At 68.8% G+C, this 15,504-nt stretch carries 14 protein-coding genes; 3 read left to right on the top strand and 11 right to left on the bottom strand.

Annotation, left to right across the window (positions count from 1 at the left end):
• The first annotated feature begins 78 nt into the window (after window positions 1–78).
• Entirely contained in the window at window positions 79–537 is a 459-nt protein-coding gene (locus LPB142_RS15420) for an Lrp/AsnC family transcriptional regulator (RefSeq protein WP_082873098.1), read from the top strand.
• On the opposite strand, the gene LPB142_RS15425 is transcribed toward LPB142_RS15420, so the two are convergent.
• The 3 genes from LPB142_RS15425 to LPB142_RS15435 are packed head-to-tail and all read right to left on the bottom strand — an operon-like array spanning window position 534 to window position 5,688.
• Window positions 534–3,587 carry an efflux RND transporter permease subunit gene (locus LPB142_RS15425; protein ID WP_156894390.1) on the bottom strand — a complete coding sequence of 1,018 codons (3,054 nt, stop codon included), beginning with the start codon at window positions 3,585–3,587 and terminating at the stop codon, window positions 534–536. The genes LPB142_RS15420 and LPB142_RS15425 overlap by 4 nt on opposite strands.
• On the bottom strand, window positions 3,584–4,630 hold the full coding sequence (locus LPB142_RS15430) for an efflux RND transporter periplasmic adaptor subunit (protein ID WP_071166898.1): 1,047 nt from the start codon (window positions 4,628–4,630) through the stop codon (window positions 3,584–3,586). Before LPB142_RS15430 ends, LPB142_RS15425 begins: the two co-directional genes overlap by 4 nt.
• Window positions 4,627–5,688, bottom strand: a complete 1,062-nt coding sequence (locus tag LPB142_RS15435) for an efflux RND transporter periplasmic adaptor subunit (RefSeq protein WP_071166899.1) — start codon at window positions 5,686–5,688, stop codon at window positions 4,627–4,629. Before LPB142_RS15435 ends, LPB142_RS15430 begins: the two co-directional genes overlap by 4 nt.
• A 155-nt stretch (window positions 5,689–5,843) precedes the next feature.
• On the opposite strand from LPB142_RS15435, the gene LPB142_RS15440 reads away from it, so the two are divergent.
• Both LPB142_RS15440 and LPB142_RS15445 read left to right on the top strand, forming a co-directional pair.
• Window positions 5,844–6,494 (top strand): TetR/AcrR family transcriptional regulator, encoded by a 651-nt coding sequence (locus tag LPB142_RS15440; RefSeq protein WP_071166900.1) that lies wholly within the window; start codon window positions 5,844–5,846, stop codon window positions 6,492–6,494.
• A gap of 74 nt (window positions 6,495–6,568) precedes the next feature.
• Window positions 6,569–7,108, top strand: coding sequence for a glutathione peroxidase (locus LPB142_RS15445; RefSeq protein ID WP_071166901.1), 540 nt, complete (start codon window positions 6,569–6,571; stop codon window positions 7,106–7,108).
• On the opposite strand, the gene LPB142_RS15450 is transcribed toward LPB142_RS15445, so the two are convergent.
• The 8 genes from LPB142_RS15450 to LPB142_RS15485 form a co-directional block, all read right to left on the bottom strand.
• The gene (locus LPB142_RS15450) at window positions 7,109–8,167 is read right to left on the bottom strand and encodes a dipeptidase (protein ID WP_071166902.1); all 1,059 of its coding nucleotides are present in this window, start codon (window positions 8,165–8,167) and stop codon (window positions 7,109–7,111) included.
• The gene (locus LPB142_RS15455) at window positions 8,164–8,943 is read right to left on the bottom strand and encodes an ABC transporter ATP-binding protein (protein WP_071166903.1); all 780 of its coding nucleotides are present in this window, start codon (window positions 8,941–8,943) and stop codon (window positions 8,164–8,166) included. The genes LPB142_RS15450 and LPB142_RS15455 overlap by 4 nt, the downstream gene beginning before the upstream one ends.
• Complete coding sequence (locus LPB142_RS15460; RefSeq protein ID WP_068768030.1) at window positions 8,936–9,769, bottom strand: ABC transporter ATP-binding protein; 834 nt, start codon at window positions 9,767–9,769, stop codon at window positions 8,936–8,938. The genes LPB142_RS15455 and LPB142_RS15460 overlap by 8 nt, the downstream gene beginning before the upstream one ends.
• A complete protein-coding gene (nikC, locus tag LPB142_RS15465) occupies window positions 9,766–10,677 on the bottom strand; it encodes a nickel transporter permease (protein ID WP_071166904.1) in 912 nt (303 codons plus the stop codon). Before nikC ends, LPB142_RS15460 begins: the two co-directional genes overlap by 4 nt.
• On the bottom strand, window positions 10,677–11,732 hold the full coding sequence (locus LPB142_RS15470) for an ABC transporter permease (RefSeq protein ID WP_068768032.1): 1,056 nt from the start codon (window positions 11,730–11,732) through the stop codon (window positions 10,677–10,679). Before LPB142_RS15470 ends, nikC begins: the two co-directional genes overlap by 1 nt.
• A gap of 45 nt (window positions 11,733–11,777) precedes the next feature.
• The gene (locus LPB142_RS15475) at window positions 11,778–13,376 is read right to left on the bottom strand and encodes an ABC transporter substrate-binding protein (RefSeq protein ID WP_071166905.1); all 1,599 of its coding nucleotides are present in this window, start codon (window positions 13,374–13,376) and stop codon (window positions 11,778–11,780) included.
• Window positions 13,377–13,538: 162 nt separating this feature from the next.
• Window positions 13,539–14,189, bottom strand: coding sequence for an aminotransferase class IV family protein (locus LPB142_RS15480; RefSeq protein ID WP_068768034.1), 651 nt, complete (start codon window positions 14,187–14,189; stop codon window positions 13,539–13,541).
• Window positions 14,144–15,271, bottom strand: a complete 1,128-nt coding sequence (locus LPB142_RS15485; RefSeq protein ID WP_071166906.1) for an aminodeoxychorismate synthase component I — start codon at window positions 15,269–15,271, stop codon at window positions 14,144–14,146. Before LPB142_RS15485 ends, LPB142_RS15480 begins: the two co-directional genes overlap by 46 nt.
• Window positions 15,272–15,504: the final 233 nt, after the last annotated feature.

Genomic DNA, 15,504 nt, shown 5'->3' on the forward strand with positions numbered 1-15,504 from the left:
CGAATCGATCTGGACGATGTGACCAAGGATATGCGATTTTGCAGTGAAATCGACCGAAATTCTGACAGGATTCAGATCATGGACCTTGATGCCACCGATAAACGGATTCTGGCCGAGCTCGTCGCCAATGCCCGGATCTCGACGACCGAGCTGGCGCGCAAGGTCGGGCTGTCGAAAACCCCGGTCGCGGCGCGGATCAAGGCGATGGAGGAGATCGGGCTGATCACCGGCTACCGCGCGATTCTCTCGCCGCTCAAGCTCGGGCTGACCCATGTGACCTATCTCGAGGTGCGCCTGAGCGACACGCGCGAACGCGCGCTGCGCGCCTTCAACGAGGCGGTGCGCGCGATCCCCGAGGTCGAGGAATGTTACATGATCGCGGGCGGGTTCGATTACCTTCTCAAGGTCCGCTCGCGCGATATGGCCGATTACCGGCGGATCATGGGCGAGAAGATCTCCGCCCTGCCCCATGTCCACGCCACCTCGAGCTATGTCGCGATGGAGGCGGTCGTGGAGCAGAGCTGGATGAGCCTTTAAGGCGCCCCGGGCGCGGGCGGGCGCACCCGGAACACCGCGCAATAAAGCGCCGGCGCGAAGAGCAGCGTGATCAGCGTGCCCGCGATGATGCCGCCCATCATCGCGAAGGCCATCGGCGCCCAGAACACCTCGCGCGAGATCGGGATGAGCGCGAGGCTCGCCGCCGCGGCGGTCAGCAAGATCGGGCGCGCGCGGCTGTCGGAGGCCTCGAAGACCGCCTCCCAGCGGCTCTTGCCGGCGCCGATCAAGACCTCGACCTCGTTGATCAGGATGATCGAGTTGCGGATCAGGATGCCGACGAGCGCGAGCACGCCGAGGATCGCGACGAAGCCCAGCGGCGCGCCGGCCGGCAAGAGCGCCGTGACCACGCCGATCATCCCCAAAGGCGCCACCGCCAGCACGATGAACATCAGCCGGAAGCTCTGCATCTGGATCATCACCAGCGTGAGCATGAGCAGCACCATCAACGGCACCACCGCGATGATCGGCGCCTGGCTCTCGGCGCTCGATTCCGCGACGCCCCCCGCCTCGATCCGGTAGCCCGGCGGCAACCCGGCCGAGACCTCGGCGATCATCGGCGCGAGATCCTTGACGATGGTGGCGGGCTGCGCGCCGCCGTCGATGGCGGCCTTCACGGTGATCACCGGCACGCGGTTGCGCTGATGGATCACCGGCGCCTCGGTCTGCCATTCGAGCCGCGCGAAGGAGAGAAGCGGCACCGGCTCGCCCGCCGGGCTCATCAGCTGCAACGAGCTGAGCGCCTCGATCGAGGAGCGGTCCTGCGCGGCGCCGCGCACCACCACATCGACAAGGTCGCGCCCGGCGCGCAGCTCGGTCGCGCTGAAGCCCTCGAACATCGCCTGCAGCGAGGTTGCGACCTCCTTTTGCGTCAGCCCGAGCTGGCGCAGCCGCGCCTGATCGAGCACCACCCGCGCCACCCGCACCGGCTCGCCCTCGTCGAGCATGATCCGCACCAGCCGCGGATCGGCCGAGATCTTCTCTGCGAGCCCCCGCGCCTGCGCGAGCAGCACATCGCGATCAGGCCCCATCAGCCGGTATTGCACCGGCTTGCCGACCGGCGGCCCGAGCTCGAGCGTCTTGATGAAGACATCGACCCCGGGGCGGTCCTTCATGTGCTCTTGCAAGGCCGCACGCAGCGCGTTGCGCGCCTCGAGACCCTTGGTCATCACCACGATCTGCCCGAGATAGGGCGCGGGCGTCGGGATATCGAGCGAGAGCAGGAACCGCGGCGCCGAGCGCCCGACATAGCTCGACCAATAGGCGACCTCCTCGCCGCGGGTCGCGAGAAAGCCCTCGATCTCGGCCATCGCGGCATCGGTGGCGCCGATCGCGGCGTTCTGGCGCAGCGTCACGTCGATCAGAAGCTCGGGGCGGTCGGAGGCGGGGAAGAACTGTTGCTCGACAAAGCGCATCCCGAACATCGCCGCGCCGAAGGCCGCGAAGGTCAGCCCGATGGTCAGCCATTTCGCCGCCATCGCCGCGCGCAGGATGCGCCGGAAGCCGCGCCGCAAGGGCCCGGCGCGATGCGCCTCATGGTGCAGCTTCGCGGGCAGGAAGGTCACCCCGAGCAGAGGCGCAAAGAGCACCGCGACGACCCAGGACAGCAACAGCGAGATCGCGATCACATAGAAGAGCGAGAGCGTATATTCGCCCGCCTGGCTCGAGTTCAGCCCGATCGGGATGAAGCCCACCACGGTGACGAGCGTGCCCGAGAGCATCGGGAAGGCGATCGAGCTCCAGGCATGGGAGGCGGCCTTCGTCAGGCTCTCGCCGAGCTCGAGCCGCGCGATCATCGTCTCGATCGCGATCATCGCATCATCGACCAGCAGCCCGAGCGCGATGATCAGCGCGCCAAGCGAGATCCGTTGCAGCGTCACCCCCATCAGATCGAGGATCACGAAGGTCAGCGCGAGCACCAGCGGGATCGACATCGTGACGACGAGCCCCGCCCGCATCCCGAGCGAGACGAAGCTGACCAGCAGCACGATCCCCACCGCCTCGGCGAGCGCGCGCAGGAAATGGTTGACCGACTCCTCGACGACGCGCGGCTGATCGGCGACCTTGTGCAGCCCGATGCCGACCGGCAGCCCCGCCTCGACCCGCGCCATCAGCGCCTCGAGCTCGGTGCCGAAGGCGAGGATATTGGCACCCTGACGCATGCCGATGATCAGCGCGAGCGCGGGCTGGCCGTTATAGCGGTAAAGCGCGGCGGGCGGGTCCTCATAGCCCGCGCTGACCTCGGCGACATCGGCCAGCGTGAAGAAGGTCTCGCCCACCCGCAAGGGCGCGCCGGCGAGCTCCTCGGCGGAGGCGAACTGCCCGCTCAGCCGCACCGCGATCATCTCGCCCTCGGTGCGGATCACCCCCGAGGGCACGATCGCGTTTTGCGCGGCGAGCGTGTTGAGCACCGCCGCCCGGTCGAGGCCCAGCGCCGCGAGCTTTCGCGCGGAGAATTCGACATGCACCACCGGATCGAGCGCGCCGAGGATCTCGACCTTGCCGGTATCGGCCAGCGTCAGCACCGCCGAGCGCACCTCCTCGACCCGGTCCTTGATCTCCTGCGGGCTGAAGCCGTCATAGGTGAAGGCGTAGATATTGCCGTAAACGTCGCCGAAACTGTCATTGAAGGCGAAGCCCGCGAATTCCGCCGGGAACTCGCCCTGGATATCGGCCATCATGTCGCGCACCTTGCGCCAGGTCTGGGTGACGGCGGCGCCGCGCACCTGCGGCTTGAGCTCGAGATAGACGATCGCGCGGCCCGGATAGGTCTCCGAGCGGGTGAATTTGCGGTCGGGCAGCTCCTGGAGTTTCTTCTCGATCCGGTCGGTGACCTGCTCGCGCATTTCCTCGGCGGTGGCGCCGGGCATCGCGGCCGAGATCGTCATGATCTTGATCGTGAAGGAGGGGTCCTCCTCGCGGCCGAGGTTGATGTAGGAAATCACCCCCGCGACCAGCGAGACGATGATCAGGAACCACACCATCGAGCGATGCCGCAGCGCCCAGTCCGAAAGGTTGAACCCGCCCATCATTCTTCCCTCGCGCCAAGCTCTTGGCCGGGGGTGACCGAATGGATCCCCCGGATCAGGATTTCATCGCCCGCCGCGAGGCCCTGGGTGACGAGCACCCGCCCCTCGGGCCCCGGCAGGAGCGTGACCGCCACCGCCTCGGCGCGCCGCCCCGGGCCCACCCGCCAGACGCGCGCGCCCTCGCCCATGTCGAACACCGCCGCGCGCGGCAGGCTCAGCGCCGCGACCTCCGGCAGATCGAGCCGCACATCGACGAGCGCGCCGAGCCGCGGCGCCCGCGCCGCATCCTCGAGCGCGATGCGCAGCCGCCGCGCCCGCGTGCCGCCCTCGGCCACCGGCTCGATCAGCCGCAGCGTGCCGGCCATCGGCGCGCCGCCCTCGATCCGCGGCGTGATGACAAACCGGCTCTCGGGCGCGATCACGGCGAGCACCTCCTGCGGCACGTCGATGAGCACATCGCGCCCCTCCTCGGTGGCGAGGCTCAGAACCGGCGTGCCCGCCGCGACCATCGTGCCGGGCTCGACATAGGCCGTCACCACGACCCCGCTCGCCGGCGCGCGCAACGTGCCATAACGCGCCGCATCGACCGCGCGCACGAGATCGGCCTGCGCCGCACGCAACGCCGCGCGCGCGGCATCGGCCTTGGCCTGCGCCGCCTCGCGCACCGCCTCCGAGGCGACCTCGCGGCGGCGCAATTCCTCAGCCCGCGCAAGGCTTTGCGCGGCGAATTCGGCCTGCGCCTGAGCCGCGTTCACCGCCGCCTGCGCCGCCGAGACATCCTCGGAGAGGGTGATCTGATCGAGCCGCGCGAGCACCTGCGCACGCGCCACCCGGTCGCCCACCGAGAACCGGCGGATCTGCATCCGGCCCGGCGTCTGAAAGGCGAGCGTGGTCTCCACCCGCGCCGCCACCACGCCCGGGAAGGAGCGCAGATGCGCGGCCTCCGAGGTGACGATTTCCGAAACCACCGGGCGCAGCGCCTCCTCGGCCCGCCCCGCCCCGGGCGCCACCGCGAGCGCCACCGCCACCAGGATCGCCGCCCTCATCGCACGCCCTCCACCGCCGTCACCGGCCGTCCGGGGTAGAGCAGATGCGCCCCCTCCGCCGCGACCAGCGTGCCCGCCGCGAGCCCGCCGGACAGCTCGACCCGCTCATCGGTGTAGCGCAGCACCTCGACCGGCGTGAGCCGCGCGCGCCCCGCGCCCGGGTCCACCACCCAGACCGCCGCGCGCCCGCCCTCGACCGCGAGCGCCGACCACGGCACCGAAACCGCCGCCCCGAGCGGCAGATCGAGCCGCCCCGCCACCGCCGCGCCGAGCCCGGGCGCCTCCGGCCCCTCGGCGAGCGCCGCCTTGATCCGCACCGTGCCGGTCTGCGCGCTCACCACCGGAGAAATCTCGCTCACCACCGCACGCACCTGCCGCTCCGCCCCGTCAAGGCTGCGCAGCGCGATCTCGCGGCCGGCGAACGCGGAGATCTGCGGCGCATCGGGCACCTGAAACACCGCGATCCGCCGCCCCGCCCGCGCCAGCGTGATCACCGGCTGCGCCGCGCCCACGACTTGGCCCGCCTCGGCCGAGCGCGCGGTGACCACCCCCGCCACGGGCGCGCGCAGCTCGGTGTCGCGCAGGGCCTGCGCGGCCTTGGCCTGAGCCGCGCGGGCCTGATCATCGGTGGATTGCGCGCTCAGCTCCGCCTCGAGCGCCGCATCGAGCGCGGCCTGCGTCATCGCCCCGCGCGCGGTCAGCCCCTCGGTGCGCTCGCGCGCCTGCCGGGCCTGGGTCAGCGTCGCCTCGGCGGCGCGGCGCTGCGCCTGGGCCGCGGCCAGAGCGGCGCGCGCCTGCGCCGGGTCAACCCGGCCAAGGAGCTGCCCGACGGCGACCGTCTCGCCGACCTCGACCGCAATCTCGAGGATCTGCCCGCCGGAGCGGAACCCGAGCGGCACCGCCTCCGCCGCCTCGACCTCGCCGGTGAGCTCGAGCCGCAGCTCCGCCGTCACCGGCTGAGCGGGCACCACGCGCACCGCGAGCGGCTCCTCCGCCGCCGCGGCCCCGCCGAGCGCCCATAGCCCCGCCGCCGCGATCATCCCAACCCGGTCGCGCATCCCGCTCTCCCCCCTGATCCTTCTCCCCTACGGGCGTCACTCTCACATCTGACGCGAAAAAATAAACCGTTTCGTTAAGTCACTTCGCCGCACCCCCGCGCCGCCCGCCGCGCGGCGTTCTTGTGATCGCGCCGGCGCGCCGATAGACTGGCCCGATGACCACGGCCCCCAGACCAGATCCCGAGACCGGCCCCGAGACCGGCTGGCGCGGCTCGCGCGAGCTGTGGCTCGACGCCGCCTATGGCGCGCTCGTCGAGGGCGGGATCGACGCGGTGAAGATCCAGCCGCTCGCCGCCCGCCTCGCGCTCTCGCGCACGTCGTTTTACTGGTTCTTCAAGGATCGCGCGGCGCTCCTCGAGGCGCTGGCCGAGCTCTGGGCGGCGCGCACGACCGCGCCCCTGATCGCCGCCTGCGAGGGCTATGCCGCCACCGAAACCGAGGCGATGCTGACCGTGACGGCGGGCTTTCTCGACGAAACCTTCGATTCGCGGCTGGAATTCGCGGCGCGGGGCTGGGCGCTGCAAGACCCCGCGATGCGCGCGCGCCTGCATGAGGCCGACAGCCGCCGCCTCGAGGCGCTCGTCGCGATGCTGATGCACTGGGGCCATGACCCGCTCGACGCCGATGTGCGCGCCCGCGCGATCTATCTCGTGCAGATCGGCTATATCGCGATGCAGACCGCCGAGAGCCTCGAGACCCGGATCCCGCGGGTGGCCAATTACGTCGAGATCTTCACCGGCCGCAGCCCCACCGACGAAGAGCTCGCCCGGTTCCGCGCGCTCGTGCTCTCCCGCGCGGCGCGATAATTTCGCGGCAAAATTGAAACCATTTGCGCGCTCCTGCGTATAAAGGGAATGACCCTGATCCGCGGAGCCTCGTGATGCCTCTTCGCCTTCGTCTTGCCGCGCTCGCCGTGGCGCTGCTCTCCCCCGCCGCGCTCGCCGCCGAACCCGCGCCGAGCTTCACCTTCCCCGCGATCGAGGGCGGCACGATCGACACCGCCCAGTGGCGCGGGCGGCCGGTTCTGGTGGTCAATACCGCCTCGATGTGCGGCTTCACGCCCCAATATGACGGGCTGCAAGACCTGCAAGACCGCTACGGGGCGCGCGGGCTTGTCGTGCTCGCCGTGCCGTCGGATGATTTCCGCCAGGAGCTCGATACCGCCAAGGAGGTGAAGGAGTTCTGCGCGCTGAATTTCGATCTCAGCCTGCCGATGACCGATATCGAACATGTTCGCGGCTCGGCGGCGCATCCGTTCTACCGCTGGGTGCGGGAAACCTCGGGCTTTGCGCCGGGGTGGAATTTCAACAAGGTGCTGCTCGATGGTGAGGGGCAGGTCGTGGGCCATTGGGGCGCCACGACCGAGCCCGAAGCGCCCGAGATCACCCAGGCGATCGAGCCGCTCCTGACCAAGGGCTGATCAGCCGCCCCAGGTGCGTTCGAGCACGCCGAGCCAGTTGCGATAGGCGATCTTCTCGACGAGATCCGCGCCATAGCCATGGTCGCGCATCGCGCCGATCAGCCCCTGTAGCCCCGCGACATCGCCCAGAACCTCGGGGATCTCGGCGCCGTCGAAATCCGAGCCGAGCCCGACGTGATCCTCGCCGAGCCGCGCGATCAGGTGATCGAGGTGGCGCAGCATCGGCGCCCAGCCGCGGGTCGCGTCCTGGCAGCCATCCTCGTTGAGGAAGCCCACCGCGTAGTTGACGCCCACCATGCCGCGGCTCTCGCGGATCATGTCGAGCTGACGGTCGGTGAGGTTGCGCGAGGAGGGCGTGAGCGCATGGGCGTTGGAATGAGTCGCGACCAAGGGCGCGTCCGAGAGCCGGGCGATATCGTCGAAGCCCTTCTCGTTCAGATGGCTCAGATCGAGCATGATTTTCAGCGCGTTACATTCTTTGACCAGCCGCTTGCCCGCCTCGGTCAGCCCCGGCCCGGTATCGGGCGCGGACGGATAGGCAAAGGGCACGCCATCGCCGAAGACCGTCGGGCGCGACCACACCGGCCCGAGCGAGCGCAGCCCCATCGCATGGAAGACATGAAGCGCGTTCAGATCCTCGTCGATCGCCTCGGCGCCCTCCATATGCAGGATCGCGGCGATCACACCTTCGGCCATCGCGGCGCGGATCTCGGCCGCGGAGCGCACGATCCGGAGCGCGCCGCCCGAGGCCCGCTCCATCCACATCAGATGCCCCGCCGCCTCGATCGCGGGCGCGATCGCGGCCTGGAACGGGATCAGATCGGGCAGCGGCAGCGCATAGGGCGGGGTCTCCATCTGCGCCATCAGCTCGGCATCGTCATGGGCCACGGGCGAGGGCAGGTAGATCGCGAAGAACCCGCCCGCAAAGCCGCCCGCGCGCATCCGCGGCAGGTCGAGATGGCCGCGCCCCTCGCCGGTCAGCCAGATTTCCTCGCGCTTTTCAGGCGCGAGCAAGAGCCGCAAAAGGAGGTCGTTATGGCCATCGAAAACGGGGATCATGCGCTGTCCTTTCCCGCAGGGTCGAGCATCCGGTCCGCCGAAGCCTCGAACAGGCTGCGCGCGTAATCGGTCTTCATGCGGGCATGGGCGAGGTCGTCGCGCACCAGCTCTTCGACCGCGCGGCCATGCTGCATGACGAGCACCCGGTCGCACATGTGATCGATCACCGCAAGGTCGTGACTGACCATCAGGAAGGTCAGCCCTCGCTCCTCGCGCAAACGTGCGAGCAGGTTCAGAACCTCCGCCTGCACCGAGGCATCGAGCGCCGAGGTCGGCTCGTCGAGGAGCAGGATCTCGGGCTCGAGCATCAGCGCGCGGGCGATCGCGACGCGCTGACGCTGGCCGCCGGAGAGCTGATGGGGGTAGCGGAAGCGGAACGAGGCGGGCAGCCCGACATCCTCGAGCGCGCGCACCACCTTCGCATCCGAGCCGCCGATGCTATGGATCGCGAGCGGCTCGGTGAGCGTGCGGTCGATCGTGTGGCGGGGGTGCAGGCTCGCATAGGGGTCCTGGAAGACCATCTGCACCCGCGCCGCGAAGGCCTTGGCGCCATGATGGGCGAGCGCTTTGCCATGGATGCGGATCTCGCCCTCGGAGATCGGCGCGAGCCCGCACAGCGCGCGCAGGATCGTCGATTTGCCCGAACCGCTCTCGCCCACGAGCCCGTAGCTCTCGCGCGCGGCGACGGTGAGCGACACGCCCTCGATGGCGCGCACCTTGCGGCCCTTGGCGTCGAAAATGACCGAGAGATTCTCGATTTCGATGAGGTTATTCATTGGCCCAGGCCCCCGTCCGATCCAGCCCCGGCAAAGGCGCGCGCGCCCCCCCGATCCGCGGCAGGCAATTGAGGAGCCCCTGCGTATAGGGGTGTTTCGCGGCGAGAAGATCGCCCGCCGCGAGCTCCTCGACGATGCGCCCGCGATACATGACAAGCACCCGGTCGCAAAACCGCGCGACCAGCCGCAGGTCATGGCTGATGAAGATCAGCCCCATGCCGCGCTCGCGCACCAGCCCGTCGAGGATCGACATCACCTCCGCCTGCACCGTCACATCGAGCGCCGAAGTGGGCTCGTCGGCGATCAGGAGATCGGGCTTCGGGATCAGCATCATCGCGATCATCACCCGCTGGCCCATACCGCCCGAGAGCTCATGCGGCCAGGCCTCCATCACCCGCTCCGGGTCGCGGATCTGCACCGCCTCGAGCGCCTCGATGGCGCGCCGGCGCGCCTCGGCGCGGCCCAGCCGGTCGCGGCGCAAGAGCCCCTCCATGAGCTGCGCGCCGACCCGCATCACCGGGTTGAGCGAATATTTCGGGTCCTGCATGACCATCGCAAGGCGCGGGCCGCGCAGCGCGCGCATCTGCCGCTCGGTGGCGCGGGTGAGGTCGATGCCGTCGAACTCCATCCGGTCGGCCTCGATCCGCCCCGGCGGGCGGATCAGCCGCAGCACCGAGCGCCCGGTGATGGTCTTGCCCGAGCCGCTCTCGCCGACAATGCCGAGCCGCTCGCGGCCGAGCGAGAAGGAGACGCCCCGCACCGCCTCGACCGGGCCGGTTTCGGTGGCGAAGGTGACGCGCAGGTTTTCAATGTTGAGAAGGCTCATCGCGAGGCACTCCGCGGGTCGAGCACATCGCGCAACCCGTCGCCCAGAAGGTTGAAGCCGAGCGAGACGATGAAGATCGCAAGCCCCGGCATGGTGGCGACCCACCATTGTTCAAAGAGGAACTTGCGCCCCGAGGAGATCATCAGACCCCATTCCGGCAAGGGCGGCTGCACGCCGAGCCCAAGGAAGCCGAGCCCCGCCGCGATCAGGATCACGCCGGCCATGTCGAGCGTGACGCGGATGATCACCGAAGGCAGGCACATCGGCACGACATGACCCCAGATGATCCGCGCCGCCCCCGCGCCTTGCAGGCGCACCGCGGCGATGTAATCGGAGTTGCGCACCGTCAGCGTCTCGGCGCGGGCAACGCGGGCGTAGGGCGGCCAGGCGGTCAGCGCGATCGCGAGCACCGCATTCTGCACCCCGGGCCCCAGCACCGCCACCAGCGCGAGCGCCAGGATCAGCCGCGGGAAGGCGAGGAAAATATCGGTCACCCGCATCAGGACGGTATCGACCCAGCCGCCGTAATAGCCCGCGACCGTGCCGATCAGGAGCCCCAGCACCGGCGCCGTCACCGCCACCATCGCGACAATGGTCAGCGTGATCCGCGCGCCATGGACGATCCGGCTCCAGATATCGCGGCCGAAATCATCGGTGCCGAGCCAATGCCCCGGCGTGCCCGGCGGCAAGAGCCGCTGGCCGAGGTTCTGCATGAACGGGTCATGCGTCGCAAAGAGCGGCGCCGCCACCGCCATCAGGCACAACACCACGATGATCGCGAGGCCGAACATCGCCAGCGGGTTGCGTTTGAGCCGCAGCCAGGCAAGCCAGGCCTGGCCAAGGCGGGCCTGGCGGCGCGAAGACGGGCTCGGGTCGGTGAGCCAACGGGTCAGAGCAGTCGAAGCCATCAGCGCGCCCTCGGGTCGACAAGACGATAGATCAGGTCGGAGACCATGTTGAGCGTGACAAAGGCCACCCCCACCACCACCGTGCCGCCCAGAACCGCCGGCATGTCGGCCGCGAAAAGCGCATCGGTGATATAGCTGCCCAGGCCCGGCCAGGCGAAGATCGTCTCGGTCAGCACCGAGCCCTCCAAGAGATAGGCGTAGCTCAGCGCGATCACCGTGATCAGCGGCACCGAGACATTGCGCATCGCATGGACCCAGATCACCCGCCATTCGGGCATGCCCTTCACCCGCGCGGTGGTGATATATTCCTGGCTGAGCTCGCCCAGCATGAAGCTGCGCGTCATCCGGCTGATATAGGCCATCGAGACATAGCCCAAGATCCCCGCCGGCAGGACGATATGGGTGAGCGCATTGGCAAACACATCCCACGCGCCGTTGAGCGCGCTGTCGATCAAGATCGCGCCGGTGTAGCGCGTCATGGTGAATTCGAGCATCATCTCATAACCCGCGTCGAGCCGCCCCGGCCCGCCGACCCAGCCCAGATGCCCGTAGAAGATCAAGAGCCCGATCAGCCCGAGCCAGAACACCGGCATCGAATAGCCCACGAGCCCGACCAGCCGCACCAGCTGATCGGCGAGCGTGCCCGGCCGCGTCGCCGCCAGAACCCCCGCCGGCACGCCGAGGATCACCCCGAAGATCGTGCCGAGCGTGGCGAGTTCGAGCGTCGCAGGGAAATAGCGCGCGATCTCGGAAACGACGGGCTCGCGGGTGCGGATCGACTGGCCGAGATCGCCGTGCAGCGCATCGCGGACATAGATCAGGAACTGCTGCCAGAGCGGCTCATCGAGGCCGAGGCTGTCGCGCACGGCGGCATATTGCTCGGCCGTGGCACGTTCACCCACGATCGAGAGCACCGGGTCGATCGGCACCACGCGGCCGATGACGAAGGTCACGAGCAAGAGCCCAAGGAGCGTGAAGGCCAGCGTCACGAGCCCGCTCAGGAGCGGGCGCAGATGCCGGGTGGCGGAGGCGGGGGAGGTGTCGGTCACGGACATCGGTCTGAACGCCGCGCCCCGGGGAGCCCGAGGCGCGGCAAGGTCTTACTTCGTCACCAGCCAGTAGGTCGCGCTATCGGTCGCGCCGCCGGCATGGAAGCCCGAGACATTGGCGCGCATCGCGTCCTGGCGGGCCTGCTGGAACATCGTCACGAAGGCCGAGCTGTCGCGGTGGATGCGCTGCATCTCCTCATACATCGCCTTGCGCTTGTCAGTGTCGCGCTCGGTCACCGCGGCGGCGGTCATCTCCTTGAGCGCACCCGGATCCCAGGCGGTCCGCCAGGCGAGATAGCCGGTGGCCTTGGCCTCGTCGGAATTGTCCGGGTTGTCGGCGAAGGTCGACGCGTTGGTCTGCGGGTCGGGGTAATCCGGGCCCCAGGTCTGCAGCGTGATCTCATGCTGGCGCGCGCGATATTTCTCGAGCACCTGCTTGCCGTCGCCGACATCGAGGGTCACGTTGATGCCGATCTGGCCGAAGGTGTTCTGCACCGATTGCGCGATATCCATCCGCTCGGGGTTGTTGCGCACCGTGATCGAGACATTGAGCGGCAGCGTCACGCCCGACTCGGCCAAGAGCGCCTTGGCCTTCTCGAGATCCAGCGCATAGGGCGTGTCATCGAGCGCGCCGAGGAAACCCTGCGGCAGGAACGCCTGATGGGGCACCCATTGGCCCTTCAGGATGGTGTCGGTCATGCCGGTGTAATCGACCGCATAGCGCATCGCCTCGAGCACCTTCGGGTTCGCCAGATCGGCGACCTTCTGGTTCATCGCGAGGTAATAGATCTGGCCGCCGACATCGTTCTTGACGGTGATGTCGGGGTTGCCCTCGATGCCCGCGATATCGACCGGGGTCATTTCGCGGCCGATATCGATATCGCCCTTCTCGAGCAGGAGCCGCTGCGTCGCGCCCTCGGGGATATGGCGCATCAGCACGTTCTTGATCGGCGCATCGCCGCGCCAATGGCCCTCGCGCGCGGTCAGGATATAGCCCTCGTTCGGCTTGAAGCTCTTGAGCACATAGGCGCCGGTGCCGGCCGAATTGCTCTTGAGCCATTCGTTGCCCATGTCGCCGTTGACCTCATGCGACATCACCGTCTCCATGTCGACGATCTCGGCCACGCCCGCGGTCAGACAGTTGTAGATGAAGCTCGGCGCATAGGCCTTGTCGGTCTTCAGCGTGAGCGTGTCGCCCTCGGCGGTGATCATCGCATCGACATTGTCCTTGGTCAGGCCGAATTGCGTGAGGATGAAGGCCGGGGTCTTGTCGAGCTTGACGACGCGCTTGAGCGAGGCCGCGGCGACCTCCGCGGTGACCGGGTTGCCCGAGGAGAAGGTGATCCCCGATTTCATCTTGAAGGTGTAGGTCATCCCGTCGTCCGAGACGGACCAGCTTTCCGCCAGACCGGGGACCAGCTCGCCCGGCTTCGTCGGGTCAAGCTCGATGAGCGTGTCATAGAGGTTGTTGTTGAGATCGGTGCCGGAGAATTCGAAGGCCTCGGCCGGGTCGATCGAGACGATATCGTCGATCGCATCGGCGAGCACGAGCGTGTCGGCGGGCGTGCCGGCGTGCAGCGCGGCCGGCGCGGCGCAGGCCATCAGCGCGGCGATCGCAGTGGCCTTGACGAAAGCGTTGGGGGTATTCATCGGCGGACTCCCTGTCCTGATTTCTTTTTGCGCATGGGGGTTTACGCGACGCGCGCCCCATGTCTGGGCAGGAGACTGACCCGCTTCGCGCGGGAAATCAAGAGATCGTGAAGCGCCATGTTGCCGCAAACAACCGATGCGGGAGTGGTGCCCAAATTCGCGTCAGAGCGCGCCGAGCCACTCCGCCGCGATCAGCCCGCGCAAGCTGTTGCCGACGAAAACCGCCCGCGCGGCGGCGAGGTCGGCGGGGGTCAGACGCGCCTCGCGCCAGCCCTGCGCGAGCATCTCGGCGCGCAGGACGCCAGGCAGGAGCCCGCAGCCAAGCGCCGGCGTCAGCCGCGCGCCGTCGGGCATCTCGACGAAGATCGAGGTGATCGTGCCCTCGCAGATCGCCCCGTCCGTGTTGCAAAAGACGAGCTCATCGACCCCCGCGGGCAACGCCGCGCGCGCGCGGTCATAAAGCGCGCGCTGGGTGGTCTTGACCCGAAGCCAGGGGTCGGCGGCGCGTAGCCGCTCGGGCGCGAGCGCGACCCGCCAGCGCCCCGCCGCGGGCCCCAGCGGCGCGCTGGTGATCTCGACCGCGCCGCCCGCATCAAGCGTCAGCCGGCACCGCAAGGGCGCCACCGGCGCGCCCAGCCCCGCAACCGCCGCATCGAGCCGCTCAGGCGCGCAGGCAAAGCCAAGCCGCGCCGCCGCGCCGATCAGCCGCGCCCGATGCGCGCCCCAGCGCCGCGCGCCCTCGCCCGGCCACAGGCCAAAGGTCTCGATCAGCCGGGTGCCCGGCGGGATATCTGCGCAAAACGGCTCTTCCACAGCGCCTCCTGATATTCGGCCCCGGCGGTGCTGTCCCAGACGACCCCACCGCCGACATTGAGCACCCCGCGCCCCCCCGCCACCATCAGCGTGCGGATCGCAACGTTGAACGACGCCCGCCCATCGGGCGCCGCCCAGCCGATCGTGCCGCAATAGACCTCGCGCGGGAAGGGTTCGAGCGCGCGCAAGATCTCCATCGCGCGCAGCTTCGGCGCGCCGGTGATCGAGCCGCAGGGGAAGAGCGCGCGCAAGATCGCTCCGATCCCCACCCCCGGCAAGAGCCGCGCGGTGACGGTGCTCACCATCTGATGGACGGTGCGATAACTCTCGATCTCGTAAAGCCGCGGCACGCGCACCGAGCCGACCTCGGCCACCCGGCTCAGATCGTTGCGCAGAAGATCGACGATCATCAGATTCTCGGCGCGGTTCTTCACATCGCCCTGCAACCAGTCGCGCTTGGCCCGGTCGGCCTCGGGGCTCGCGCCGCGCTCGACCGTGCCCTTCATCGGGCGGGTGGTGATCAGGCCCTCGGCGTCGGTCTCGAAGAAAAGCTCGGGCGAGCGGCTCAGAAGCGCGGGCAGATCCTGCTGCACGACAAGCGCGCCATGGCCGACCGGCTGGCGCTCGACGAGCGCGGCATAGATCTCGGCAGGCGTGCCCGAGACCGTGCAATCGATCGGGAAGGTCAGGTTCGCCTGATAGACATCGCCCGCGCCGATATAATCATGGAGCCGCGCGAAGGCCTGCGCGTAATCCTCGGCCGTCCAACGCGGCGCGAACTCCTCCACCGTGCCGCGCGGGGCGGGCAGATCGGGCGCGGGCTCGGGCCCGTCATAGACCCCGAACCGCAGGAGCGGCAGCACGCGCCCCTCGGGCATCGCCCGCTCCAGCCGCGGCTCGAGCGCATGGCCAAGCTCATAGCTCGCATAGCCCGCAAGCCATTTTCCTGCGGCGCGTGCGGCGTCGAGCGCATCGAGCGCCGGCGCGACGTCATCGAGGGTGCGGGCCTCGATGAGCGCATGGGGGCGGGCGAAGAGGCACGGCTGAGGGCGTTGCGTGCCCTGATCAAAACGAACGTCCACTGTCGCGCCCCTGAACTGGTTTTCTCGGCGAGCCTGATCTCTAGAGGCAAACGGCTCCGGGCTCAATCCTGCACGGGTGTGGCGGTTTTCGCTTTTGTGTGTGTTGAATGCGCAAAGCCGCCCTTGGGCGGCATTTATATTGGTTGCGGGGGCAGGATCGCATCATGACTTGCCGAGCGCGCAAGTAAAGATGGTTGCGGGGACGCGCTTCAGTCTCAACTTGCTGACACGGT

Source organism: Rhodobacter xanthinilyticus (assembly GCF_001856665.1).
Taxonomy (GTDB): Bacteria; Pseudomonadota; Alphaproteobacteria; order Rhodobacterales; family Rhodobacteraceae; genus Rhodobacter; species Rhodobacter xanthinilyticus.

What these genes read in the sequence shown, in the direction of transcription:
- LPB142_RS15420 (WP_082873098.1), top strand. Translation starts at nt 79, where the DNA reads ATGGACCTTGATGCCACCGATAAACGGATTCTGGCCGAGCTCGTCGCC.
- LPB142_RS15425 (WP_156894390.1), bottom strand. Translation starts at nt 3,587, where the DNA reads ATGATGGGCGGGTTCAACCTTTCGGACTGGGCGCTGCGGCATCGCTCG.
- LPB142_RS15430 (WP_071166898.1), bottom strand. Translation starts at nt 4,630, where the DNA reads ATGAGGGCGGCGATCCTGGTGGCGGTGGCGCTCGCGGTGGCGCCCGGG.
- LPB142_RS15435 (WP_071166899.1), bottom strand. Translation starts at nt 5,688, where the DNA reads ATGCGCGACCGGGTTGGGATGATCGCGGCGGCGGGGCTATGGGCGCTC.
- LPB142_RS15440 (WP_071166900.1), top strand. Translation starts at nt 5,844, where the DNA reads ATGACCACGGCCCCCAGACCAGATCCCGAGACCGGCCCCGAGACCGGC.
- LPB142_RS15445 (WP_071166901.1), top strand. Translation starts at nt 6,569, where the DNA reads ATGCCTCTTCGCCTTCGTCTTGCCGCGCTCGCCGTGGCGCTGCTCTCC.
- LPB142_RS15450 (WP_071166902.1), bottom strand. Translation starts at nt 8,167, where the DNA reads ATGATCCCCGTTTTCGATGGCCATAACGACCTCCTTTTGCGGCTCTTG.
- LPB142_RS15455 (WP_071166903.1), bottom strand. Translation starts at nt 8,943, where the DNA reads ATGAATAACCTCATCGAAATCGAGAATCTCTCGGTCATTTTCGACGCC.
- LPB142_RS15460 (WP_068768030.1), bottom strand. Translation starts at nt 9,769, where the DNA reads ATGAGCCTTCTCAACATTGAAAACCTGCGCGTCACCTTCGCCACCGAA.
- nikC (WP_071166904.1), bottom strand. Translation starts at nt 10,677, where the DNA reads ATGGCTTCGACTGCTCTGACCCGTTGGCTCACCGACCCGAGCCCGTCT.
- LPB142_RS15470 (WP_068768032.1), bottom strand. Translation starts at nt 11,732, where the DNA reads ATGTCCGTGACCGACACCTCCCCCGCCTCCGCCACCCGGCATCTGCGC.
- LPB142_RS15475 (WP_071166905.1), bottom strand. Translation starts at nt 13,376, where the DNA reads ATGAATACCCCCAACGCTTTCGTCAAGGCCACTGCGATCGCCGCGCTG.